This is a genomic window from Gordonia sp. ABSL11-1, assembly GCF_030315685.1.
Lineage (GTDB): Bacteria > Actinomycetota > Actinomycetes > Mycobacteriales > Mycobacteriaceae > Gordonia.
Genome location: NZ_JASXSI010000017.1, coordinates 110,012 through 128,347, shown reverse-complemented (window position 1 = coordinate 128,347; position 18,336 = coordinate 110,012). Strand labels below are relative to the sequence as shown.

The 18,336-nt window shown below is 68.3% G+C and carries 20 protein-coding genes; 18 read left to right on the top strand and 2 right to left on the bottom strand.

Features of this window, described 5'->3' with window-relative positions:
- Positions 1-83 precede the first annotated feature (83 nt).
- Complete coding sequence (locus tag QSJ19_RS18640) at positions 84-611, bottom strand: hypothetical protein (protein ID WP_286322469.1); 528 nt, start codon at positions 609-611, stop codon at positions 84-86.
- Between the two features lie 461 nt (positions 612-1,072).
- Here QSJ19_RS18640 and QSJ19_RS18635 point away from each other — a divergent pair, with 461 nt between their 5' ends.
- The 15 genes from QSJ19_RS18635 (at position 1,073) to QSJ19_RS18565 (ending at position 15,272) form a co-directional block, all read left to right on the top strand.
- Positions 1,073-1,648 (top strand): dihydrofolate reductase family protein, encoded by a 576-nt coding sequence (locus tag QSJ19_RS18635; protein ID WP_286322467.1) that lies wholly within the window; start codon positions 1,073-1,075, stop codon positions 1,646-1,648.
- 93 nt (positions 1,649-1,741) lie between these two features.
- Positions 1,742-3,157, top strand: a complete 1,416-nt coding sequence (locus QSJ19_RS18630; RefSeq protein WP_286322465.1) for a glycosyltransferase 87 family protein — start codon at positions 1,742-1,744, stop codon at positions 3,155-3,157.
- Between the two features lie 46 nt (positions 3,158-3,203).
- A complete protein-coding gene (locus QSJ19_RS18625; RefSeq protein ID WP_286322464.1) occupies positions 3,204-3,620 on the top strand; it encodes a TIGR02611 family protein in 417 nt (138 codons plus the stop codon).
- 123 nt (positions 3,621-3,743) lie between these two features.
- Positions 3,744-5,822, top strand: a complete 2,079-nt coding sequence (thrS, locus tag QSJ19_RS18620; RefSeq protein WP_286322463.1) for a threonine--tRNA ligase — start codon at positions 3,744-3,746, stop codon at positions 5,820-5,822.
- Positions 5,812-6,369 carry an ATP adenylyltransferase gene (locus QSJ19_RS18615; RefSeq protein WP_286322461.1) on the top strand — a complete coding sequence of 186 codons (558 nt, stop codon included), beginning with the start codon at positions 5,812-5,814 and terminating at the stop codon, positions 6,367-6,369. The genes thrS and QSJ19_RS18615 overlap by 11 nt, the downstream gene beginning before the upstream one ends.
- Positions 6,370-6,406: 37 nt before the next feature.
- Positions 6,407-7,123, top strand: a complete 717-nt coding sequence (gene pgsA, locus QSJ19_RS18610; protein WP_286322459.1) for a phosphatidylinositol phosphate synthase — start codon at positions 6,407-6,409, stop codon at positions 7,121-7,123.
- 28 nt (positions 7,124-7,151) lie between these two features.
- On the top strand, positions 7,152-8,105 hold the full coding sequence (locus tag QSJ19_RS18605) for a phosphatidylinositol mannoside acyltransferase (RefSeq protein WP_286322458.1): 954 nt from the start codon (positions 7,152-7,154) through the stop codon (positions 8,103-8,105).
- Entirely contained in the window at positions 8,102-9,226 is a 1,125-nt protein-coding gene (locus QSJ19_RS18600) for a glycosyltransferase family 4 protein (RefSeq protein WP_286322457.1), read from the top strand. Before QSJ19_RS18605 ends, QSJ19_RS18600 begins: the two co-directional genes overlap by 4 nt.
- Before the next feature lie 115 nt (positions 9,227-9,341).
- The gene (locus QSJ19_RS18595; protein WP_286322456.1) at positions 9,342-9,878 is read left to right on the top strand and encodes a LemA family protein; all 537 of its coding nucleotides are present in this window, start codon (positions 9,342-9,344) and stop codon (positions 9,876-9,878) included.
- Positions 9,879-10,135: 257 nt separating this feature from the next.
- Positions 10,136-11,050 carry a pyridoxal 5'-phosphate synthase lyase subunit PdxS gene (gene pdxS / locus QSJ19_RS18590; protein ID WP_286322486.1) on the top strand — a complete coding sequence of 305 codons (915 nt, stop codon included), beginning with the start codon at positions 10,136-10,138 and terminating at the stop codon, positions 11,048-11,050.
- A 27-nt stretch (positions 11,051-11,077) separates the two neighbouring features.
- Complete coding sequence (locus tag QSJ19_RS18585) at positions 11,078-11,893, top strand: PP2C family protein-serine/threonine phosphatase (RefSeq protein ID WP_286322455.1); 816 nt, start codon at positions 11,078-11,080, stop codon at positions 11,891-11,893.
- A 167-nt stretch (positions 11,894-12,060) separates the two neighbouring features.
- Positions 12,061-12,627, top strand: a complete 567-nt coding sequence (locus tag QSJ19_RS18580; RefSeq protein WP_286322454.1) for a helix-turn-helix transcriptional regulator — start codon at positions 12,061-12,063, stop codon at positions 12,625-12,627.
- Positions 12,628-12,811: 184 nt separating this feature from the next.
- Positions 12,812-13,666, top strand: coding sequence for an acyl-CoA thioesterase (locus QSJ19_RS18575; RefSeq protein WP_286322453.1), 855 nt, complete (start codon positions 12,812-12,814; stop codon positions 13,664-13,666).
- On the top strand, positions 13,663-14,379 hold the full coding sequence (pdxT, locus tag QSJ19_RS18570) for a pyridoxal 5'-phosphate synthase glutaminase subunit PdxT (RefSeq protein ID WP_502876240.1): 717 nt from the start codon (positions 13,663-13,665) through the stop codon (positions 14,377-14,379). The genes QSJ19_RS18575 and pdxT overlap by 4 nt, the downstream gene beginning before the upstream one ends.
- 140 nt (positions 14,380-14,519) lie before the next feature.
- Positions 14,520-15,272 (top strand): YebC/PmpR family DNA-binding transcriptional regulator, encoded by a 753-nt coding sequence (locus tag QSJ19_RS18565; RefSeq protein WP_187582230.1) that lies wholly within the window; start codon positions 14,520-14,522, stop codon positions 15,270-15,272.
- 17 nt (positions 15,273-15,289) lie between these two features.
- Here the strand turns inward: QSJ19_RS18565 and QSJ19_RS18560 are convergent, their stop codons facing one another.
- Positions 15,290-15,901, bottom strand: a complete 612-nt coding sequence (locus QSJ19_RS18560) for a nucleoside/nucleotide kinase family protein (RefSeq protein ID WP_286322452.1) — start codon at positions 15,899-15,901, stop codon at positions 15,290-15,292.
- A gap of 120 nt (positions 15,902-16,021) precedes the next feature.
- Here QSJ19_RS18560 and ruvC point away from each other — a divergent pair, with 120 nt between their 5' ends.
- From ruvC to ruvB, 3 genes are read left to right on the top strand one after another with little or no spacing between them, the layout of a single operon-like run.
- A complete protein-coding gene (gene ruvC / locus QSJ19_RS18555) occupies positions 16,022-16,624 on the top strand; it encodes a crossover junction endodeoxyribonuclease RuvC (protein WP_286322451.1) in 603 nt (200 codons plus the stop codon).
- Complete coding sequence (ruvA, locus tag QSJ19_RS18550; protein WP_286322450.1) at positions 16,621-17,217, top strand: Holliday junction branch migration protein RuvA; 597 nt, start codon at positions 16,621-16,623, stop codon at positions 17,215-17,217. The genes ruvC and ruvA overlap by 4 nt, the downstream gene beginning before the upstream one ends.
- Positions 17,217-18,305, top strand: a complete 1,089-nt coding sequence (ruvB, locus tag QSJ19_RS18545) for a Holliday junction branch migration DNA helicase RuvB (RefSeq protein ID WP_286322449.1) — start codon at positions 17,217-17,219, stop codon at positions 18,303-18,305. The genes ruvA and ruvB overlap by 1 nt, the downstream gene beginning before the upstream one ends.
- The last annotated feature ends 31 nt before the right edge of the window (positions 18,306-18,336 follow it).

Below are 18,336 nucleotides of genomic sequence, written 5' to 3'. Positions count from 1 at the left end.
ATCGTCGGAGACCGGGATTGGCCGAGGATTAGCCGCGGATTAGCCGAGGTCTAGCCTTGGATTAGCCGAGGATTAGCCGAGGTCTAGACCTCGACGCCGAGGTCAGCCAGGGTTGCGCGTGCCTGGTCGGTCTCGGATGTCGTGGTGGCCTTCGGCGCGAGCTGATGGCGGTGGCTCCCGGCCTGGCGGACCCGCCGCACGAGATCCGTTGCAGCGGTGTAGATCTCGCGTAAGACGACCTCGACACGTTCGGACGGTGATCGGCCTCGAGAGTCGCCGGGTGCCACAGCCTTGCCGAGGTGGTCGGCCAGCTCGGCGGCGAACGGGGCGGCGTCTTCTGCCAAAATCGCCGCCCACTGGCCGGACCGGATGTCGGCGTCGGAGATCTTGGGGTCGCCGGCCACCTCGGCCAGCGACACCAATGCCTTGACGGTTTGGCCTCGGTTCATCACCGGAACATGCGTGGTTCGGTGATGGGCGTCGCGCTCGGTGAGTAGCTGTACGATGGTCCGCACCGCGCCGGACACCGCGACGATCATGTCGTCGACCTGCTCGGCGAACAGCGTCGGGCGGGGGTCGGTGGCGACCCGCTCGGCCAGCGGGCCACACATATGGCGCGGATCTCCTCGGTGAGGTCGAACGCGCCGCCGTAGACAACCGGCATCCGCTTGCACCGCCGCTCTCGCAGCTAGGCCTGTGTCGGCGCGGCGGGCGGGTTGCCCACCTTCTTCGGTATTCGTCGGCAGCTCACCTCAGTTTCCTATCTTGAGTCGGTGTTGTGCTGTGTTGCAACGGGTCTCGGTCAGATGTTTGACCAGTCGTTGGGCCGTGGCCGGACGGTTTCGCCGCCGTGCGTCACGCTGGCGGCCGAGGACGACGCGCCGTTCGTGCCGCCCTCGGAACGGCATGCAGCGAGAACCGCGGACCAGGAACAATGCACAGAGCATGGGCCAGCGGATGCGCATGACTGATCCTGGTCCATCCGGCTGTGACATGTTGCACATTCTGGTGAACCCGCCGGGGTGACGGTTCCGGGCAACGGTTGCGGGTGACGGTCCGATCGGCAACAGGGATGGTGTCAGTGGGCGAGATCGTGGTCTCGGAGTTCGTGTCCCTCGACGGTGTGATGGAGGCGCCGGGAGGCGAGGAGGGCTACCCGCACACGGGATGGACCTTCGACTTCCACACACCAGAGCTGCGGCGGGCGAAGCTGGGCGAGATCCTCGAGGCGCGAGTGCATCTGCTGGGGCGTCGGACCTACGAGTCATTCGCCGGCGCATGGCCGCACTATGAGGACGACGACGGATTCGCCGCCAAGATGAACACGATGCCCAAGCGGGTCGTGACGAGCACGTTGCGCGACCTGTCCTGGACCAACTCTCAGGTACTCGACGGGCCGGTCACCGAGTCGGTCACGCGGTTGCGCGACGAGACCGATGGGGTCGTCCTCGTCGCCGGGAGCCGCACCCTCGTCCATCATCTGCTCGCGGAAGGGCTCGTCGACGAGCTGCGCCTGGCCGTGTTCCCGGTCATCCTCGGTTCCGGATTCCGGGTTTTTCCCGACACTGAGCACGCCACCGGCCTCACGTTGCAGAGCCACGGTGCCCTCGGCAGCGGTGTGCAGCTGGTGACCTACCGACGAGCCTGACGGCGACGCGTCGTCGGCGGCGCAAAAGCGACCTTCCGGGCGACACGGCGATTCGCCTCGCGCCGGGGCGTCACCTGCGAGTACGTTCGGCTCGTGCGCGCCGGTACCGCCGAGGATCCCAGGACGGGGGACAGGCGTGCCGCACCCGAGATCGCCTGGTGGCTGATCGGCGTGACCGCGCTGGCCGCCGTCGCCGTCGTCGTCTGGCATCTGACCGCGGTCTCCCCGCACAACCCGTTCTACGGACTGTTCAGCAACTACACCGACCTCCGGGTGTATCGGGCGGGGTCGCAGACCGTCCTCGACGACCGGCCGCTCTATGCGGACCCGGTGCTGTGGGGACTCGACTTCACCTATCCGCCGTTCTCCGCACTGGTGTTGATCCCGTTCGCATGGATGACCCAGATGACCGCGGCCGTCGTCTGGTGGTCGGCCACCGTCGCCGCTCTGATGCTGGTTATCGTGCTGGGCTTCCGCAGCCTCGGCTATCGTCTCGACGGCCGACTCTGGACCTTCGGTGCGCTGCTCACCGTGTGTGCGACCGTGCTCGAACCGGTCCGGACGACGATCTGGTTGGGGCAGATCAACATCTTCCTGATGGCGCTGGTCGTCGCGGATCTGGTGCTGCTGGAGATGATCCGGCCAGGATCGCGCCTCAAGGGCATCGGGGTCGGGATCGCCGCCGGCCTCAAGCTGACTCCGGGCTTCTTCCTGATCTACCTCGCGGCCGGGCGGCAGTGGCGAGCGCTGGCGACCGGCGTCGCGACGTTCGCGGCGACGATCGTCGTCGGCCTGCTGGTGATCCCGCGCGACGCGTGGGGGTATTGGACCGATCACGTCGGCGGTGCAGCGCGGGTGGGCCGCGTCGATTCGCCGGCCAATCAGTCGGTCAACGGTTTCCTCTCACAGATGCTGGCCTACTTCGACGTCCGACGATTCGCCCACCCGGTGCGCGGCTTCCCGCTGTACGAGGCGCCGTGGTGGCTGTGGATGCCGATCGCTCTCGTCGCCGGCGGACTCGGGATCTGGGCCGCACTGGTGGCCCACCGCCGCGGACAGGAACTGCTCGCCGTCTCCATCGTCGGGATGACGGCGGCCACCGTCTCACCTTTCTCGTGGGGCCATCACTGGGTGTGGTTCGTCCCGTTGTTCGTCGTCGCCTTCGACATCGCCTATCGGGGGCTGCTCGAATCCGGATGGTCGGCGTCGTGGTGGTGGCTGGGTCCGGCCGGAATCGTGACGCTCTCGTTCACCTGGTGGCACCACTGGTACAACAGTGGGCCCCGACTAGGGTCCGATCACGCGATCGCGTTGGGACTCTTCATGATGCCGCGGTGGCCCGATCCGCAGTGGTACGACCGTCTCGCGGTCGTCCTGTGTGCGGGGTGCTACCCGCTCGTGCTGCTGATCACCATCGTCGTCACGCTGGTCGTCGACCGCCGTCTGCGACGGACCGCGACGCCCGCGCCGGCGGTGCGCGCGACGGATCCGGCAATGCCGGTCGCGTAGGCTGGCGGGCGAAAACTCCTCAGATCGGGTCACGGAACAGGAGAAGATGTCGGCCTGGAAACGGTTGCGGCTGTGGGGCCGTCAGCGGCGCTATGTCATCCGGCGCAACCCGAAGCTGTATCGCACCTACCGGATCGGTGTCGGCATCGTCGGCGCCGTCGTGTTGGCCGGCGGGATCGTCGCGATTCCGTATCCCGGCCCCGGATGGCTGATCGTCTTCCTCGGACTGGGCATCCTCGCCTCGGAGTTCGCGTGGGCACACCGCCTGCTCACGTTCGCGAGGGGAAAGTACGACGCGTGGATCGACTGGATCGGTAGGCAGCACTGGTCGGTGCAGACCGCGGTGTGGTTGAGTACCGCAGCGATCGTGCTCGGGACCCTCTGGCTGCTCGGAGCGCTGGGGCTGGTCGCCGGGTGGGTGAACATCGACGCCGGGTGGCTCGACAGCCCGATCTTCTCCTGACCCGATCCGCCACGCCGCCAATCGGTCGGCGGGTGCGGGCGCACGAGGCGGCGCAGATACGATCAGACTGCAACCGAACCCCATCGACACGTACGGCGTGTTACGACTGCTAGGAGCATCCCCGTGCCCGACGAACGCCAGGTGCCCCACCCCGCCACCATCCGTGTGCCGGCCGGGACCACCGCGGGTACGGCGCTACGCGAACTCGAACTGCCCAACAAGGGGCCCGAGGCAGTGGTCGTCGTCCGCGATGCGGCGGGAGCGCTGCGGGATCTGTCCTGGGCGCCCGACCTCGACACCGACGTCGAGCCGGTGGCAGCGAACACCGAGGCCGGCCGCAGCGTGATCCGGCACTCGTGTGCGCACGTCCTCGCGCAGGCGGTGCAGGAGCTGTTCCCCGACGCCAAACTCGGCATCGGTCCGCCGATCAGGGACGGCTTCTACTATGACTTCGACGTCGCTGAGCCGTTCACCCCGGAGGACATCGCGGCCCTCGAGAAGAAGATGAAACAGATCATCAAGTCCGGTCAGCGGTTCTCCCGGCGGGTCTACGCGTCGAAGGACGCCGCCCGGATGGAGCTGGCGAAGGAGCCTTACAAGCTCGAACTGATCGACGACAAGGGTGCGGCCGACGACAGCGAGATCATGGAGGTCGGTGGAGCCGAGCTCACCGCCTACGACAATCTCAACCCACGGACCGGCGAGCTCATCTGGTGCGATCTGTGCCGGGGCCCGCACGTGCCGACGACCAAGTACATCAGCGCGTTCAAGCTGACCCGCAGCTCCGCCGCGTACTGGCGGGGAGATCAGGACAACGCCGACCTGCAGCGCATCTACGGCACCGCATGGGAATCGACGGAGGCGCAGGAGGCCTACCTCGAGCTGCTCGCCGAGGCCGAACGTCGGGATCATCGTAAACTCGGTGCCGAACTCGACCTGTTCAGCTTCCCCGACGAACTGGGTTCGGGACTGCCGGTCTTCCATCCCAAGGGCGGCATCATCCGCACCGAGATGGAGGACTACTCGCGGCGTCGGCACATCGCGGCAGGATACGAGTTCGTCAACACCCCACACATCACCAAGGGCCATCTGTACCAGGTGTCCGGGCACCTCGACTGGTATGCCGACGGCATGTTCCCGCCGATGCAGCTCGACGCCGAGTACAACGAGGACGGCACCGTACGCAAGCCGGCGCAGGACTACTACCTGAAGCCGATGAACTGCCCGATGCACAACCTGATCTTCCGGTCGCGTGGTCGGTCCTACCGCGAATTGCCGTTGCGGCTCTTCGAGTTCGGCTCGGTCTACCGGTACGAGAAGTCCGGTGTGATCCACGGTTTGACCCGCGTGCGCGGCATGACCCAGGACGACGCGCACATCTACTGCACACGCGAGCAGATGCGCGACGAGCTGCGGTCGCTGCTCACCTTCGTGCTCGATCTGCTCAAGGACTACGGTCTGAACGACTACTATCTCGAACTCTCCACGAAGGACCCGAAGAAGTTCGTGGGCGACGACGAGTCGTGGGAGATCGCGACGAACACGCTCGCCGAGGTGGCGCGTGAATCCGGTCTGGATCTCGTGCCCGATCCGGGGGGCGCCGCGTTCTACGGGCCGAAGATCTCGGTGCAGGTGCGCGATGCGCTCGGCCGGAATTGGCAGATGTCGACGATCCAGCTGGACTTCAACCAGCCGGCCCGCTTCGACCTCGAGTACACCGGCGCCGACGGCGCCAAGCACCAGCCGGTGATGATCCACCGTGCGCTCTTCGGATCGATCGAGCGATTCTTCGGCGTGCTCACCGAGCACTATGCGGGTGCCTTCCCGGCGTGGTTGGCGCCGGTACAGGTCGTCGGCATCCCGGTCGCCGAGGCGTTCGCCGACCACCTGCAGACGGTCGTCGACGGGCTGCGGCGCCGCGGCGTGCGCGCCGAGGTCGACCATTCCGATGACCGGATGCAGAAGAAGATCCGCAACCACACCACCGGTAAGGTGCCGTTCATGCTTCTCGCCGGCGAGCGCGACGTCAGCGCCGACGCGGTCAGCTTCCGGTTCCGCGACGGCTCCCAGGTCAACGGTGTTCCCGTCGCCCGGGCCGCCGACTTCATCGCCGAATGGATCGCTGCGCGCCGCAACGAGTCCCCGACAGCCGACGCCGTGGCGGAGCTCGTCGCACCGTCCGAGGGGACCGATGACGTCTGAGGGGGACCCGGCCGAGATCCGGGACTGCGGCACCGGGGACCCGGATCGGCTGCAGCGGCTGTGGAGTCCGCACCGGATGACCTACATCACGGCGGACCCGCCGCCGTCGTCGAAGTCGACCGGTCACCCGTTCCTCGACATCCCGCTGATGTCGGACGAGGACGGCCTGATCGTCGCCCGGGGGGAGTCGGTGTATGCCGTGCTCAACCTGTACCCGTACAACCCCGGTCACACGATGATCGTGCCGTATCGCCAGGTCGCCGATCTGGAGGCGCTGACCTCGGCCGAATCTGCGGAGCTGATGGCCTTCACGCAGCGGATGATCCGCACGATCAAGGCCGTGTCCAACCCGAACGCCTTCAACGTCGGGCTCAACCTCGGGTACGCCGCGGGCGGATCGCTGGCCGAACACCTGCACCAGCACATCGTCCCGCGCTGGATCGGTGATGCGAACTTCATCACGGTTGTCGGGGAGACGAAGGTCATGCCACAGTTGCTGCGCGACACCCGGTCGTTGCTGTCGTCGGCCTGGTCAGAGCAACCGTGATACCGCAGATCCGGACAGGGACGAAGGGAGCGGTCAGATGTTGAGCATCCGGGGCCGGGCCTCGGTGTCCAAGGTGACCCTGCCGCTCGGTCGTGCGTTGCTGCGCACCGGTCTCAGCCCGGACATCATGACCCTGATCGGCACCGCGGCCACGATCGCCGCGGCGCTGACCCTGTTCCCCATGGGATATCTGTTCGCCGGCACGCTGGTCATCTGGTTGTTCGTCATGTTCGACATGCTCGACGGCGCGATGGCGCGGGCCCGCGGCGGCGGCACGCGCTTCGGCGCCGTTCTCGACGCCACGTGCGACCGCATCGCCGACGGGGCCATCTTCGCCGGACTCGCGTGGTGGTGCGCCATCACCGAACCGCACCGACTCCTGCTCGTCGCGACCCTGATCTGCCTGGTCACCTCGCAGGTGATCTCGTATGCGAAGGCGCGTGCCGAGGCAAGCGGTCTCAACGGTGACGGCGGATGGATCGAACGGCCGGACCGGCTGATCATCGTGCTCGTCGGATCGGGACTCACCGGACTGGGACTCTCATGGGCGATCCACATCGCGATGTGGGCCCTGGCCGTGCTCTCCGTGGTCACCGTCGGACAGCGGATGTGGTCGATCCACAACTCGCCGGGGGCGCGTGATCTCATCCCACTGGCGACGGCCACGTCCGACGACGATGAGACGTCGACCGACACGACTCCGGACGAGGAGCCCCCGACGACGGGCACCCAACCCCAGGCCGGGGCACACTGACACCCATGACGACGGGGGAGATGCACCGATGAGCCCGGTCAGCGCGAGGCTCTCGGATCTGGGCTACGCGGCAGGCTGGTCCGCTGTGCGCCACGCTCCGGAGTCCCTGGCACGCGGATTGTTCGACCGGGCGGGCGACGTCGCCGGTCGTCGCAACGGTGGACCGGAGCAGTTGCGGCGCAACCTCTCCCGCGTCATCGGGACCACACCGGATCAGGTTCCCGACGATCTCGTCGCCGACGCCGTGCGTTCGTACGCGCGCTACTGGTGTGAGGCCTTCCGGTTGCCGGCGCAGGACCTGGCCACGACTGCGGCCACCATGACCCTGCCCGACAAGGACCACGGCATCCTGGATGACGCGAAGAACCGGGGCAAGGGTGTGATCCTCGCCCTCCCGCACTCCGGCAACTGGGACATGGCCGGCGTCTGGCTGGTCCAGCACTACGGGCAGTTCGCCACGGTCGCCGAGCGCCTCCGGCCGGAATCGTTGTTCAACCGGTTCGTCGCGTACCGCGAATCCCTCGGATTCGAGATCTTCCCGCTCAGTGGTGGTGAACAGCCGCCGTTCGGACTGCTCGCCGAACGTCTGCGCGCCGGCGGGATCATCTGCCTGCTCGGTGAACGCGATCTCGCCCGACACGGCGTCCCGGTCACCTTCTTCGGTGAGCGCACCCGCATGCCCGCCGGACCCGCACGGCTGGCGATCGAGACGGGTGCCGCGCTCATCCCGGTGCACCACTGGTTCACCGAGACGCCGACCTCGATCGCCTCGTGCGGTCAGCCGATCGACGTGTCCGGCGGGGTCGGACTCGCGACCCAGGCACTCGCGGACGTGTTCGCCACGAACATCGCGGCCCACCCGCAGGACTGGCACATGCTGCAGCCGCTGTGGGAGGCCGACTGGTCCGACGAGCGGCGTGCGCGACTCACGGCGCGGGAGGCCACGCCGGAAGAGACCGCGCCGGGGGAGGCCGAGCGATGAGGATCGGGATGGTGTGCCCGTACTCGTTCGACGTGCCCGGCGGTGTGCAGGCGCATGTGGTCGAACTCGCGCAGGTCTTCATCGAGCGGGGACACGAGGTCAGTGTCCTGGCGCCGTCGGCACCGGAGACGCCGTTGCCGGACTACGTCGTCTCCGCGGGACCCGCCCTGGCCATCCCGTACAACGGTTCGGTGTCGCGCCTGAGCTTCAGTCCGACCGGCTATCTACGGCTGCGCAGGTGGGTCGACGAGAGCGGATTCGACGTCCTGCACGTCCACGAGCCGAACGCGCCGAGCATCTCGATGCTGTCGCTGATGGTGGCGTCCGGTCCGATCGTCACCACGTTCCACACGTCGACCACGAAGTCGTTGTGGCTCACCGTGTTCCAGGGCATCCTGCGGCCGTACCACGAGCGCATCTCAGGGAAGATCGCCGTGTCCGAGCTCGCGCGCAGATGGCAGATGGAATCGTTGGGCTCCGACGCCGTCGAGATCCCCAACGGGATCGACGTGGGGTTCTTCGAGAACGCGCGACCGCTCGACGGACACCCCTGGCCGGGACACACGATCCTGTTCCTGGGCCGCTATGACGAGCCGCGTAAGGGCATCGACATCCTCATGCGTGCGCTACCCGCCGTGGTGGAGAACTTTCCCGACGTGCGGGTCCTCGTCGTCGGCGGCGGGAACGAACGCGCACTCCGACGACGTGCGGGTGCGCTGGCCGAGCATCTGGTGTTCCTCGGGCAGGTCGACGACGACACCAAGGCACGCGCACTGCGTTCGGCCGACGTCTACTGCGCCCCGAATCTCGGCGGCGAGAGCTTCGGCATCGTCCTCGTCGAGGCAATGGCGGCAGGTGCCGCGGTCGTCGCCAGCGACCTGAACGCCTTCCGCAGGGTCCTCGACGACGGTCGTGCCGGCCGGCTCGTCCGCACCGGAGCATCTGACGATCTGGCCGAGGCGGTCATCGAGCTGCTCGGCGACGACGAGACCAGGGCCGAACTGGTCGAGGCCGGCCGACGTCGGGCCGACCGGTACGACTGGTCACGTGTCGCCGATCAGATCCTGCGGGTGTACGACACCGTGACCGTCGGAGCCGGACCGGTCGTCGTGTCCGACTGAGGACACCGACGACACCCGGACCGCAAGCTGCACAACCGCGTTCGACGCCCCGGGCTCGACACCCTAGGGTTCGACGCAGACCCGCGCCGCCGATCAGACACCACAGGGGGACCTCGTGACCATCTCAGGCCTGACCATCGTGATCGTCGGGGTGATCATCCTGCTCGCCGTCCTGGCCGGCGGCTGGGCGTTCCAGACCGCCAACCGTCTCGACCGACTGAACGTGCGGGTCGACCTCGCCCGACAGGCGCTCGACGCTGCGCTCGCCCGACGTGCCGTCGTCGCCCGGGCCATCGCGGCCGGGATGATCGCCAGCTACGACGACGACGCGCGTGCAGCGGGTCAGGCGCTTGCCGTCGCCGCCGACCAAGCCGAACACGCTGCGCCGCAGTTCCGTGAACAGGCGGAGAACAGGGTGTCGGGATTGCTCGCCCAGACCGACACCCAGACCCGTCCGCAGGGTCTCGTCGTCGAACTCGCCGATGCCGAGACGCGCGTGATGATGGCCCGCCGCTTCTACAACGACGCCGTCCGGGACACCCGGAATCTCGCCGAGCGGCGTCTTGTCCGGTGGTTGCACCTGGGCGGCACGGCCGAGTTGCCGCAGTTCTTCGAGATCATCGAGCGGGTCACGCCGAGCAGCGGATCCTGACCGGCCGGACTCGCTCGGCGCCGCGCTGTACGGACGCCGGCGCAGCCGGCGGGCCCGGAAGCGGCGTTCACCGAGGTGGCCGATGAATCGTGTCGACACGCTCGCATAGACTTGTGGGCGACATCCGCATCGATGCGGTGCCGGCCTGTGCGCCGGACATGACGACCCAGGAGACATCAGTGAGTCAACCCCAGTCAGGGAACACTCCCGGACCGGACGCCGTGAACGGCCTCAACGGCACGGCTGCGAACGGAACGGTGGCCAACGGCCACCGCGACGGGGCGCCGACGGTCGGGCAGGGCACCGCGCGGGTCAAGCGGGGGATGGCCGAGATGCTCAAGGGCGGCGTGATCATGGATGTGGTCACCCCCGAGCAGGCCAAGATCGCCGAGGACGCCGGAGCGGTGGCGGTGATGGCGCTCGAGCGTGTGCCCGCCGACATCCGTGCGCAGGGCGGTGTGTCGCGGATGAGTGATCCGGACATGATCGACGGCATCATCTCGACGGTGTCGATCCCGGTGATGGCCAAGGCGCGGATCGGGCATTTCGTCGAGGCGCAGATATTGCAGAGCCTCGGCGTCGACTATGTCGACGAGTCGGAGGTGTTGACCCCCGCCGATTACGCCAATCACATCGACAAGTGGGCGTTCACGGTGCCGTTCGTGTGTGGCGCGACGAATCTGGGCGAGGCGTTGCGGCGGATCACCGAGGGGGCGGCGATGATCCGCTCGAAGGGTGAGGCCGGGACGGGTGACGTGTCGAACGCGACGACCCACATGCGTCGGATCCGTGACGAGATCCGGCGGTTGACGTCGTTGCCGAGTGACGAATTGTACGTGGCGGCAAAGGACTTGCAGGCGCCGTACGAGCTGGTGGCCGAAGTGGCCCAGGCAGGCAAGTTGCCGGTGACCTTGTTCACCGCGGGCGGCATCGCGACGCCGGCCGATGCGGCGATGATGATGCAGCTCGGTGCCGAGGGTGTCTTTGTCGGATCGGGCATCTTCAAGTCGGGCAACCCGGCTCAGCGTGCCGCGGCGATCGTGGCGGCGACGACCTTCTACGACGATCCCGACGTGCTGGCGAAGGTGTCGCGTGGACTCGGTGAGGCGATGGTCGGGATCAATGTCGATGACATCCCCCAACCGCATCGGCTCGCCGAACGGGGCTGGTAGTCCGATCTGCCGTAGGATCTGCTGACCATGGACTCGGCGACCATTGTGCGGGACGCATCCCGTTGCGGCACCCACACACTCGGCGGACTCCGGCTCGACTGGGCGGTCGTGTGCAACGTCGGCCGGGTGCGCGAGACCAACGAGGACGCGGCTCTCGTCGCACCGGGCATCTATCTGCTCGCCGACGGCATGGGTGGCCACGATAGCGGTGAGATCGCCAGTGAGGCGGCCCTGTTGACCCTGGCCGGCATCCCGGCGATGGGGGAACAGACCGACACCCAGATCGCGCTGATCGAGCTGTTGGCGGTGGCGCAGGGCAAGATCGGCGCCATCGCGACCGAGTCCGATCGCCGAGCGGGCACCACCGCCACCGGCGCGGTGCTGGTCACCCACGAGGACGAGCCGCATTGGCTGGTGCTCAACATCGGCGACTCGAGGACCTATCGTCTGCAGAGCGGTGTCCTGGAGCAGCTCACCGTCGACCACTCCCAGGTGCAGGAGTTCGTCGACGCCGGATTCATCACCCGGGAGCAGGCGCGGGTCGACCCGCGGCGCAACGTGATCACCCGTGCGTTGGGCGCGGGAATGGCCGAGCCACACGCGGACTTCTTCTCGCTCGCCGCGCTTCCCGGCGACATCATCCTGGTCTGCTCGGACGGACTCACCGGCGAGCTGCCCGACGAGGAGATCGCCGACATCCTGAGCGGGGCCGAGAGTGCCGAGGTGGCCGCCGAGGCGCTCGTCGAAGGGGCGCTGGCGCTCGGGGCGCACGACAACGTCACCGTCGTGGTGGTCGAGGTCGGCACCGAGGTGGACGAAGAGACGTCCGGCGAGGCTCACTGACGACTCGGCCGGCGATGTGTGCGCCGGTCGTCGCAGGTCAGGTGAATAGTCCCCACCGGAATTCGAGTAGTTCTGCGCATCCTGGAACCTGACGCCCATTCGTAGCGTCTAACTCACGACAGCGGGGCAGAACGACGGAGATGCCCCCGGACGAGTGAGGACACGCCATGACAGTCACCGCCCAGCACATACCGCAGCATCACTCTCCTGTCCGCGCCGGAGCGATCGAGCGTGACCGGGACGTACGGCGTCGGGTCGAGGCGACCCGGCGGCGTCAGGAGGCGCTGGCACGCCTCGCGCAGCGTCGGATGCCCCTTCCCGGGAGTCCGCTGCCCGTACCTCCGGGGAACGGACACCGGACGCCGGGCGTCGGCGACGCGATGACACGGCGCGACGCCTCCATGACCGACCGTGCCCACATGTTGCTGGTGACGTCCGCCGGGGAGTGCGGGGCCGAGATCCGGCGGTGCGCTTGCGGGGAGTCGTCGTCGGACGTCGCCGATCTGGACCGTCCGTCGCTGACCACCCGAGAGGTCCAGGTGCTGCGCACCTGGCTGATGGTCGACTCGAAACCTGCTGTGGCCGAAGAACTCTTCATCTCCTTGGGCACCGTCAACACCCATCTGACACGTATTCGCGCCAAGTACGCGGAGATCGATCGCGCCGCACCCACCAAGGCCGCACTCGTCGCCCGTGCGGTCCAGGACGGACTGATCTCGCTCGACGAGCTGTGATCGGAGACGTCACGATCGCCACCGACGTAGAGCTGCGGCCGTTCCCGGGTCGGGGGTTTCGGGAACGGCCGCGGCACCCCGCTTGTCGTCCGGGACCGGTCGTGGCGTTACAGAGGCCTGCTCGCGGTCGGGAGCGTGCCACCCCGATCACCCGGATGCGCCTGTCCGATAGATACTGTTCTGCGTGGCAACCATCGAAGAGATCCTTCAGGTCGAGGCGATCGAGACCGACATCTTCCGGGGACCGGCGTTCCCGAGTCACCTGCAGCGGACCTTCGGTGGGCAGGTGGCCGGGCAGGCACTGATGTCGGCGACCCGCACAGTGCCGGATGACTTCGCCGTCCACTCACTGCACGGCTACTTCCTCCGACCGGGCAATCCCGATATCCCGGCGGTCTTCCTGGTCGACCGGATCCGCGACGGCAGGTCCTTCACCACCCGTCGCGTCACCGGCATCCAGAAGGGCGAGGCGATCTTCACGATGTCCGCGTCGTTCCACGTGCGGACCGACCATGGCATCCAGCATCAGGACCGGATGCCCCCGGCTCCCGCGCCCGACGGCCTACCGGATCGGATGACCGATCTCCCCGAGGAGGCGAAGGCGGTGTTCAAGGAGTGGAAGAACTTCGACATCCGCGTCGTGCCACGGGAACTGCTCACCACGTCCGACTACTTCGCCGCCCAGCAGCGCGTCTGGTTCCGCTACCGACATCGCCTGCCCGACGATCAGGTCTTCCACGTCGGCACGCTGGCCTACATGAGTGACATGACGCTGCTCGGGTCGTCGAAGGTGCCGCACCCCGGTGTCGAGCCGCAGGCCGCGTCCCTCGACCACGCGATGTGGTTCATGCGTCCCTTCCGCGCCGACGAGTGGCTGCTTTACGACCAGACGTCGCCGTCGGCCGATGCGGGGCGCGCACTGACGCAGGGACGGATCTTCGACCGTGCGGGCCGGATGGTCGCGGCGGTCACGCAGGAGGGACTCAGCCGGACCGGGCGCGACCTGCCCGCCGATCAGCACGCGCGGCGGGACCGGTGAGCGCGCCGGCCCCGCGCGACGACACGGCCCCGCGCGACGACACAGCCCCGCGCGACGACACAGCTCCGCGCGACGACACAGCTCCGCTTGCCGGCCGCCGGCCGGTCGTCGGTGTCCTCGCCCTGCAGGGCGACGTCCGCGAGCACCTCGCCGCACTCACCGAGGCCGGGGCCCACGCGCGTCCTGTGCGTCGGCCCACCGAGCTCGACGACGTCGATGCGATCGTCATCCCGGGTGGGGAGTCGACCACGATGAGTCATCTGCTCACCGTGTTCGAGCTGTTCGACCCGTTGCGGGACCGACTCGCGGCCGGGATGCCTGCCTACGGTTCGTGCGCCGGGATGATCATGCTCGCCAGCACGATCCTCGATACCCGGCCGGATGCGCGGCATCTCGACGCCCTGGACATCACCGTGCGCCGCAACGCCTTCGGACGGCAGGTGGAGAGTTTCGAGACCGACCTGCGGTTCGACGGGATCACCGACGGTCACGAGGAGCCGTCGATGCGTGCCGTGTTCATCCGGGCTCCGTGGGTCGAGTCGATCGCGCCGGACGTCGAGGTCCTCGCCCGGGTACCCGACGGGCCGGCCAAGGACCGGATCGTCGCGGTCCGGCAGGGTCGGGTCCTCGCGACCTCCTTCCATCCCGAGGTCACCGGCGACCGGCGAGTCCACCGGTTCTTCGTGGACATGGTGCGGGCCGCGACCGGGTGATCGGATGCCCGGACCGGCGGGCGCGACGAGTCGGGACCGGCCCCTCGACGCGGACCGGTAAGATCTGGACGTTGGGCCTGCCGCCGCCGGGGCGTGCGCGCGCGGGCCACCATCGTTGTCGAGAAGGATGCGGGAGTCTCATGAGCGGCCATTCCAAATGGGCCACCACCAAGCACAAGAAGGCGGTCGTCGACGCCAAGCGCGGCAAGATGTTCGCCAAGCTGATCAAGAACATCGAGGTGGCGGCGCGTACCGGCGGTGGTGATCCGGCCGGCAACCCGACTCTGTACGACGCCATCCAGAAGGCCAAGAAGTCGTCGGTCCCCAACGACAACATCGAGCGGGCCCGCAAGCGCGGCGGTGGTGAAGAGGCGGGTGGCGCCGACTGGCAGACCATCATGTACGAGGGCTACGGCCCGAACGGTGTCGCCGTCCTGATCGAATGCCTCACCGACAACCGGAACCGTGCTGCGGGTGAGGTCCGTACGGCGATGACCCGCAACGGCGGCAACATGGCCGACCCGGGCTCGGTGTCCTACCTCTTCACCCGCAAGGGTGTGGTGACGCTGGACAAGAACGGGCAGTCCGAGGACGACGTCCTCCTCGCGGTTCTCGACGCCGGTGCCGAGGAGGTCAACGACCTCGGTGAGTCGTTCGAGGTCGTCAGCGAGCCCACCGATCTCGTCGCCGTGCGCACCGCGCTGCAGGACGCCGGGATCGACTACGACTCCGCGGAAGCGGACTTCCGTGCGTCCGTGGAGGTTCCGGTGGACGCCGACGGTGCGCGCAAGGTGTTCAAGCTGATCGACGCGCTGGAGGACTCCGACGACGTCCAGAACGTCTACAGCAACGTCGACGTGAGCGACGACGTCCTTGCCGAACTCGACGCCTGACGGGACGACCGCGCGGATCAGCTCAACCGGCGAGCCGCGGGCCGTTCGGGGTGGTCATAGCGCACCTCGATGTCCGGCGGCGGTGCGTCGCGGGCGTTCTCGAGCAGCGCCGGGATCGTCCACTGCTCGGTATCCGGGGTGCGTCGGCGCAGTGCGCCCTCGCTCATGACCAGCGCGACCGTCGCATCGACGGCCAGTCCGCTGCCGCGCAGCATCGGACCCGCGAGCACCAGGACCTGATCGGTGGCCGCGGCTCGCGGTGCGTCCCGGAACGACCGATCCCGGAGCGGATCCCACAGTCTCGGCAGCCACTGCCCGCTCGACCGCAGTGCGTCGACGACCTCGCGCCGCACCGCCGCGTGGTCGAACCAGATGGTCCGATAACTCTCGGTGTCGGCGTGACCGAACTCCAGTCGCAGTGACGCGGGACGGAGGAAATCGGCCATCGCGACGACCGATGCGGCTCGACCCGATGCCACCAGGCGGTCGGCGACCGCTGCGGCGAGGCTGACGGGTCTCGCGGCGTCGGCACCGTCGACCGCGACGATCCGTCGTCCCGGTCTGTCCGCGGCGAGGCCGGCGACGAGATCGACGAGGCCGTCGGGGGAGATGGGCTGCAGGTTCGGCATGGCACCCGCCATTGTCCCTGCCGCGGTCTGCCGGTCCGCGCGTGTTGCTCGCCTCGGTCGTCGGGGACAGCCGATAGAATCTCGAACAACTGTTCGGTTCGGCGAGACGGAGGATTGCGCGTGCGCGTGATGGGAGTGGACCCCGGACTGACGAGGTGCGGGATCGCGCTCGTCGAGTCTGGGAAAGGCCGAGCGGTCACCGCACTCGACGTCGACGTGGTGCGCACTCCCAGCGACATGGAACTCGCAGAACGGCTCCTGGCCATCCACAACGCCGCCGCCCACTGGCTCGACGTGCACCGACCCGACGTCGTCGCCATCGAGCGGGTCTTCGCCCAGAACCAGGTGTCGACGGCGATGGGCACCGCTCAGGCGGGCGGCGTCATCGCGCTCGCCGCCGGGCAGCGCGACATCCCCGTGCGATTCCACACGCCGTCCGAGGTCAAGGCCGCGGTGACCGGCAGTGGTCGCGCAGACAAGGCGCAGGTCACGATGATGGTGACGAAGATTCTCGGGATGCAGACGAAGCCGCGACCCGCCGACGCCGCCGACGCGCTCGCGCTGGCGATCTGTCACTGCTGGCGCGGCCCGATGACGGAGAAGATGATCGAGGCGCAGCGTACGGCCGAGGAACTCACGCGCCGTCACCGCGGGCGCGTCGCGCAGGCCGCGGCCGGCCGCACGACGCCGCGGCCACGAGCGAGCAAGGGGGGAGTGGCGTGATCGCATCCGTTCGAGGGCCGGTGATCGACATCGCGCTCGACCACGTCGTCGTCGACTGCGCGGGCGTCGGCTATCGCGTGCTCGTCACCCCCGCGACCGTGGCCTCCGTCCGACGCGGCGAGGAGGCGACCCTGCTCACCTCCATGATCGTGCGGGAGGACTCGATGACCCTCTACGGGTTCACCGAGCCGGATTCGCGGTCTCTGTTCACCCTGCTGCAGACCGTGACCGGAGTGGGCCCGCGCCTGGCCATGGCCACTCTCGCCGTCATCGAACCCGATGCATTGCGACGGGCGCTCGCCGATTCCGATGTGAAGGCCCTCACGGCGGTCCCGGGCGTCGGCAAGCGTGTCGCCGAGCGCCTCGTCGTCGAACTGCGGGACAAGGTCGACGCGCCCGCCACGCAGGGCGCGACCAGTCCGGTGTCCGGTGGGGGTGCGGTGCGCGATCAGGTGGCCGAGGCGCTCGTCGGGCTCGGGTTCACCACCGGTCCGGCGGACAAGGCGGTCGCCGCGGTGCTCGCCGATGTCCCTGACGCCGACGCGTCGACGGTCCTGCGCAAGTCGCTGGCGATGCTGGGGAAGAAGGCCTGATGAACGAACTCCCACCGGACCCCGACGAGCGCGACGTGAGTGCGGGAGAGTTGCACTCCGACGGCGACTTCGACGCCGGGCTGCGGCCACGGTCGCTGGCGGACTTCATCGGTCAGCCGCGGGTGTGCGAGCAGCTCGAGTTGGTCCTGCACGGTGCGAAGGGCCGTGGCGGCACACCCGACCACATCCTGCTGTCGGGGCCACCGGGACTCGGCAAGACATCGCTGGCGATGATCATCGCCGGCGAGATGGGTGCGGCGATCCGGGTCACCTCCGGCCCGGCGCTGGAACGGGCAGGCGATCTGGCCGCCATGCTGTCGAACCTCGTCGAGGGCGATGTGCTGTTCATCGACGAGATCCATCGCATCGCCCGCCCCGCAGAGGAGATGCTTTACCTCGCGATGGAGGACTTCCGCGTCGACGTCGTCGTCGGCAAGGGGCCGGGTGCGACGTCCATTCCGCTGGATGTCGCACCGTTCACACTCGTCGGCGCGACGACACGATCGGGTTCGCTCACCGGTCCGCTGCGCGACCGTTTCGGGTTCACCGCGCACATGGAGTTCTACGAGACCGACGAACTCATCCGGGTGCTGCGGCGGTCGGCGGGCATCCTCGGTATCCGGCTGCTCGACGACGCCTCGGCCGAGATCGCCCGCCGCTCGCGCGGAACGCCACGGATCGCGAATCGGCTCCTGCGCCGCGTCCGCGACTACGCAGAGGTCCGCGCCGACGGCATCATCACCGTCGAGATCGCCCGCGCCGCCCTGGCCGTCTACGACGTCGACGACCTGGGGTTCGACCGACTCGATCGGGCCGTGCTCAACGCCCTCGTCCGAGGCTTCGGCGGAGGCCCGGTCGGCGTGTCCACGCTGGCGGTCGCCGTCGGCGAGGAACCGACGACGGTCGAGGAGGTCTGCGAGCCGTTCCTGGTCCGGGCCGGGATGATGGCGCGCACGCCGCGTGGACGTGTCGCGACGGCCGCCGCCTGGCATCACCTCGGGTTGACGCCGCCGGCGGGCGCGATGAACGCGAGTTTCGGAGTGCGCTCCCGTGAGGACGCCACGGGGAGTCTCTTCGACGATCTGTAACCGCTCGGGTCACCCTCCTACGCGGGCATGG